The organism is Halobacteriovorax sp. (assembly GCF_048381875.1).
Lineage (GTDB): Bacteria > Bdellovibrionota > Bacteriovoracia > Bacteriovoracales > Bacteriovoracaceae > Halobacteriovorax_A > Halobacteriovorax_A vibrionivorans.
The window spans coordinates 1-5,938 of record NZ_JBLXBP010000014.1; the positions used below are offsets into that span (position 1 = coordinate 1).

5 protein-coding genes are annotated in these 5,938 nt (G+C 36.4%); all 5 read left to right on the top strand.

Annotated elements, in window-relative coordinates:
* Positions 1-646 precede the first annotated feature (646 nt).
* The 5 genes from ACN5L8_RS15010 to ACN5L8_RS15030 all read left to right on the top strand — a co-directional run bounded on the left by ACN5L8_RS15010 (position 647) and on the right by ACN5L8_RS15030 (position 5,501).
* The gene (locus tag ACN5L8_RS15010; protein WP_419173416.1) at positions 647-1,207 is read left to right on the top strand and encodes a hypothetical protein; all 561 of its coding nucleotides are present in this window, start codon (positions 647-649) and stop codon (positions 1,205-1,207) included.
* Positions 1,207-1,611, top strand: coding sequence for a hypothetical protein (locus ACN5L8_RS15015; protein ID WP_419173417.1), 405 nt, complete (start codon positions 1,207-1,209; stop codon positions 1,609-1,611). The genes ACN5L8_RS15010 and ACN5L8_RS15015 overlap by 1 nt, the downstream gene beginning before the upstream one ends.
* Positions 1,612-1,781: 170 nt before the next feature.
* On the top strand, positions 1,782-2,723 hold the full coding sequence (locus ACN5L8_RS15020) for a DUF1837 domain-containing protein (RefSeq protein ID WP_419173418.1): 942 nt from the start codon (positions 1,782-1,784) through the stop codon (positions 2,721-2,723).
* A 2-nt stretch (positions 2,724-2,725) separates the two neighbouring features.
* Entirely contained in the window at positions 2,726-4,921 is a 2,196-nt protein-coding gene (locus tag ACN5L8_RS15025) for a DEAD/DEAH box helicase (protein ID WP_419173419.1), read from the top strand.
* A gap of 256 nt (positions 4,922-5,177) precedes the next feature.
* A complete protein-coding gene (locus ACN5L8_RS15030; protein WP_419173420.1) occupies positions 5,178-5,501 on the top strand; it encodes a hypothetical protein in 324 nt (107 codons plus the stop codon).
* The last annotated feature ends 437 nt before the right edge of the window (positions 5,502-5,938 follow it).

The following is a 5,938-nucleotide window of genomic DNA, read 5'->3' on the forward strand; positions in this document are numbered from 1 at the left end:
CTTTCTTCGCCAAAGCCTACGGAGATCTGCAGGGCTTCCGGGAAGAGTACAAAATCTGGAAAGAAAACGCCTTTATGCCCCGCCGCCCAGAGTAATTATCTGATCTGATCCACCAGAAGGAGCCGTGTGTCATCACGGCTCCTTTTTTGTGCCTGTGGGATGCTCGGGGTCGTGAAATATGCCATCGAGACAGATAGGAGAGGGTAGGTTTATTACGACAGACGCGACAGGCCAGACCGTAAATAAAAGCTGGCTTTTTATACAGTGTATTTGCCGTTTTCGGATTAACCATGCTCGGTTTACTGCTGCGGTGAAATTGGATAAGATTTAAATTTGATACATTATGGAAACCGTGCTTGTTCTTTTTTAAGAGCATAGGCGCACGGTTATTGGCGTATATGCGCATGCGCGTTTAGCAGGGAAGCAGTCAAATCAGAAAATGGATTTTTCCTTTCTAATCAAACTCTTCCCTCAATTTTAGACAGTATATCAAAATCGTCAAAATGCGCATGGCTATGATTAAAATGTTATAAATCATTTCAACGGTATAGCATTTTCACTATTACTTGATCTAAGCTTTGTTTTTATCAAGTTATATGTTGTAACTTCTTACTGGTATAAACATAGGTGCATAGCAAGGGGTTGTATGACACAAATTACTTTTACTTTAGATTTATCGAATGAAGATGAAGCTGAAATTGCCTCAATTCTAGGTTGCGAAACTAATGAATTACCCGACGCAATAACTAAATGTTCATTGGCTTCTACTTTAGAGTACTTAGCCATGATTCGTGGGCAGAAAGTCTTTAAACGTGGAACAGATATTTTAGAGTATAGACTTCTGCTACTCATTCAACACCATTTTGATGGTGTTATTCCAGATGAAAAAGATGTTACACATCTTTTTCAAACCACTTTGACAGAGAGCCGCTCATTGATTCGTGCTGTTATTTCTAAATATCAGTATTTATTAAGAGAAGCAATCGACCAGACAATGTTGGCTGTGCTCAATGCAGCTGAAGCTGAAACAGATGCTTTACCTTACGAAGTTGTTATTAAAAGCCAAAATATAGTCGATGAACTTAATCGATTAATTTCTGATATAGATGGTAGCCTTCCTTCAGTAACGAAAAAACGGGGAAGTGTGTCTACGTATGAAATTAAGCGCTCTGCATATGACCAACTCAAGCTGAGGCTTGACCCTTAATGAGTGATTTACTGTCAGCATCTAGTTTATTAATGGCAACAATAACGATCTTATTTAGCCTTTGGTACGGTGAGATAGTTAGTGTTCTTGACAAACCCAAGGAAAAACATAATGCAGATAACGTAGGTTTACTAAAAGAAGTCAAGAGTGTGCTTTTCAGTAAGGCTATTCTCTTGGTTTTAATGTCATTATCCGTAACGTTGATATTTGCCCCTAATGCTTTGATGATCATGGTGGAGTCTTTTGATCTTCTAAAGAAACAAGGGCTTCCTACGTTCGAAACGTATAGCGCAGTCAATACAGCATTTAGTCTTGTTTTCTTTATCTGTTTGGGGATTACAGTCTACACGTTAGTACTTTTATTTCAGTTAGTTGCTAGGTGGAAAGAACTTAAGCAAAACTGATTTATAACAATCTGTTTAAGAGTGATTCTCAACACTTGGCATTTTTGCTATGCGTTGCGTTTTGCGTTTAAGGTGGTATGCGGCGGCTTTTTTATTGCGTTGCTCACACCTTAACAGGGCGTTAAACGTCTTCGCTCATCATTCAGTTCAACTATGTAACAAGGAAAAATATGGATAATGGACCATTTGGCTCTAGAAATGTAATAGAAGCAAAAATATCAGAAGATTCTTTAAAGAGCTTTTTAGTTGGGTTTGATCTTAATGATGAAGGTGAAAACGAGTATCGCTGGGTAGAGCTAGTAAAGAAAATCACAAGTGTTATTCATGAGTTTTCGTTTGGTTTTCATGAGGGCACTACAACAAAAAATACAGAAACATTAGATAAGCTAGTAGAAGCAGCAAACTCAATATATAAAATAGATGCTTTTCAGCGTGTGCGAGATATTTATAAAAATGATGGTAGTATTGATGATGAAATAACTGATAAATATCTTCGTAGAGGTGAGTTTGGTGAGCTGGTTCTACACCTTATTCTAAGAGATCATTTCAATACAATACCGCTGCTATCAAAAATATATTTTAAGGATTCTTTAGGTCATACGGTTCATGGCTTTGACTGCGTACATATAGAACCAGGATCTAAAACTTTATGGCTAGGCGAGTCCAAACTTTATATTAATCCTAAGAAAGGGCTGACTGAATTAGTTAAAGATATAGAAGAGCATTTTAAGGTGGATTATTTGGATTCAGAGTTCAGTTTGATTGCTAAAAAAATAAAACTATTTGATAACATACCTGAGGCTGATCATTGGAAAAAATTGTTATCTTCAAGTACAAAGCTAAAAGACAAGCTTAACGATATCTACATACCTCTATTATGCACTTATAGTTGTGAATTATTTGATAAGTACGATGATGAAACAGAGCAAAAATTCTTGGAAGAATATGAAGAGAAAATTAGAGGCTTAAAGAAATACTTTGATGAAAGAAACAAGCATTCCCTAAAGAAAAAGCTCAAGATAATAATAATTCTTTTACCTGTAAAGTGTAAAAAAACACTAGTAAAAAAATTGCACAATAAACTATCATTGATGCAGGCTTTGGGAGACTAGCAGTGGTTGATTTAATTGAATCCGTTTCCAATCAAGAAGAATTTGATTTTAACGACACTTTCAATATTTATAATGAATGTTCAAAATTACTGATCGAAGATGAAATCAAAGGTTCCAATTTATTAATACACATCCTGAACTTTCGCCATAAATTCTCTTCAGAGCTAGATGAAATGCTCGCAGACTTGGTTGAATCTATTGGGTTTTATCCATATTTAAAGAAAGAGGATTTAAAGTTATCCTCAACAGGCTCAAACATTAGGCTCAACTCTAGTTTATCTAATAATATTGATGGGAAATATTTTCATGATGAACAAAAGAAAATATTAGAGATATTAAATTCAGGGAAAAATTTAATTGTTAGTGCACCAACGAGTTTTGGGAAAAGCCTACTGATTGAGGAGGTGGTTGCATCAAAGAAGTACAATAACATTATTGTGATCCAGCCAACACTTGCCTTGCTTGATGAAACCCGAAGAAAGCTATCCAAATATAGCGAATCTTATAAGACAATTGTAAGGACTTCACAAGAACCATCTGAGGTAAAAGGTAATTTATTTCTGCTTACTGCAGAGAGAGTAAATGAATATCAAAATTTTCCAAACATTGATCTTCTTATAATTGATGAATTCTATAAACTAAGCTCAAGACGCGATGATGGACGTTCCGACTCATTAAATAACTCTTTTCGATATATACTCAATCAGTTCAGTCCTCAGTTTTATCTTCTTGGTCCAAATATTGAAAATATTTCAGAAGGATTCGCAGAAAAGTATAATGCAGTTTTTTATAAGACGAATTATAGCTTAGTAGCTTGCGATGAGATAGACATATACAAGCAACACAAAGGGAAATTTGGAGAGCGAGGTGAAAAAAAGATATACAAAGAAAAAGTACTATTTGATCTTTTGTATGAGCAGCGAGATCAGAACACCATCATTTATTGCTCATCTCCAGCCAGAGCAAGATATCTTTCCACAAGATACTATCAGCACCTAATTAATAAGAATATAGAAGTAAGAAACGAAAATTTACCGATATTAGATTGGATAAAAACATATGTTTCATCATCATGGAGTCTAATAAACTGTCTTAAATTTGGTATCGGTGTACATGACGGAGCATTACAAAAGCATATTACAACAACTGTTATTGATCATTTTAACAAAGGGCTTCTCAATACCCTTTTTTGCACCGCAACAATTATTGAAGGAGTAAATACAACAGCAAAAAATGTAGTCTTCTTCGATAAAAAGAAAGGGTTAAATACTCCTGTTGACTTCTTTGATTACTCTAATATTAAAGGTCGAGCAGGTCGTTTAATGGAGCACTATATAGGGAATATATACAACTTTAATCCAACACCTCCGAAAGATAAGATTAATATTGATATACCATTTTTCGAACAGAATCCGATATCTGATGAAATACTTATTAATATAGATAAAAAAGATGTTATAGATAAAGATAGTGAACAGTTTAGTTATATATCAAACCTTCCTCTTGAAGAGAGAGAGGTTTTCTCAAAGAATTCGCTTTATATCAGAGGGCAAGACGCACTCATAGCTCGCTTACGAAATGATATTAATTCTTGCTATGATTTGATTGTATGGGACGCAACACCAAAATACGAACAGCTTGAATATTGTTTAGGTTTGGCATGGGATTACTTGATTAAAGAAGATGAAGTCGTTCGTCCCATGACAAAGAAGAGGGTTGTTAAAGTTACGTTTGATTATGGAATAAATAAAAGCATTAACAAACTCGTTGAAAATAACTTTAATTACAAGCGGGATAACAACACGAAAAATCTTTCTATACAAGAGCTTCTAGATGAGTCAATTAGAGATTCATTCCAAATATTAAGACATTGGTTTCAGTATAAAATACCGAAATGGTTACTGGTTGTTAATGAACTCCAGAGATTTGTTTGTGCCGAGAAAGGAATTCGGCCAGGAAACTATTCTTTCTATGCCAGCTCGATTGAGTGTGACTTTATACGGGATAACCTAACAATTCTTGCAGAGTATGGCATTCCAAAATCAGCAATAGATAAGATTGAAAGATACATAGATAAAAATTTAGATCAAGAAAAAGTACTATCTGAAATAGTAAGAAAAAAGTTGTATAACAAACCTGAATTTCTTAAATATGAAAAGCAAAAAATATTGGAAAATTATAATAAAAACGACGGTTAACAAGCCCATCCAAACGGCCGCATTCTGCGGCGCTTGATGGAGCGTTCAGGCTGTAGAAAAACCTAACAGGTTCTGGTTGTTGAGAATTTATCGTGGTGCTACGTTGATTTAAGCGTATTCGCTGATGAAAACTGCTCCAGAATTCACGTAGAAGTGCCATTTTCAGTACATAAAATAATCAACCTTTGAGGCTGAGGTTTTTCTACAGCCTCGTTATGAGTTGTGGGCCTATAGATATCTAAAAGGTGGGTGAAGCATGGAGCTCAAGGAATTCGTAAAAGAATCAATTAAAAACATAATGGATGGGGTCTCTGAGGCACAAAAGGAGGTGGGTGGCGGAAAAGTTGCCTCAGACTTCCCCAGTGGTTCACTTGGCTGGTATGAATCGGGGCTAAGTAATCGTCAGCTGATAGATTTTGAAGTATCAGTGAACGCAGTTGAGAAAGAAGGAAGTGAAGCAAAATTGAATGTGGTTGCCGCCGTAGTTGGAGGAGGGGTGAAAGGTGATAGTTCAACAGCCTCAAGCCACACAGCCAGGCTTCAGTTTAAGGTCCCAGTAGAGTTTCCGGAAAGCTCATAACAATCCAAGGCAGCGGGACATATTTTCTTTGCTTCGCTCAAAACGCAAAAATATGCCCCTGACTGGGCGTTCAGGCTGTAGAAAAACCTCCCAAACTATGGCCTGATCAGGTTTTGAAACGCAGGAGGCGGTGGTGCCTCGGTTCAAGCGCTACGACGACAACCCAACGTCGATGCTGGTGATCAATTATCAGGATCAGCTGCAGCCGGGTACTTTTGGGCATGCACTGTATTATCCCTGCCTTTTATAAAGAGGCGGAAAAGCTGGCTGAAAACAGGTTTTTCTACAGGCTCGTTATCTCTGGCTCAGGGATATTTAATCTCATCCAGTATGCTTTTAAACAAGTAATCACCGTAAGTCATTACTGTCCAAATACGGGTTGAAAGCTGATCAAATTTTATTGTTCGCCGCTAAGGTGCTATATATTCTTATCTTGA

What these genes read in the sequence shown, in the direction of transcription:
- ACN5L8_RS15015 (WP_419173417.1), top strand. Translation starts at nt 1,207, where the DNA reads ATGAGTGATTTACTGTCAGCATCTAGTTTATTAATGGCAACAATAACG.
- ACN5L8_RS15020 (WP_419173418.1), top strand. Translation starts at nt 1,782, where the DNA reads ATGGATAATGGACCATTTGGCTCTAGAAATGTAATAGAAGCAAAAATA.
- ACN5L8_RS15030 (WP_419173420.1), top strand. Translation starts at nt 5,178, where the DNA reads ATGGAGCTCAAGGAATTCGTAAAAGAATCAATTAAAAACATAATGGAT.
- ACN5L8_RS15010 (WP_419173416.1), top strand. Translation starts at nt 647, where the DNA reads ATGACACAAATTACTTTTACTTTAGATTTATCGAATGAAGATGAAGCT.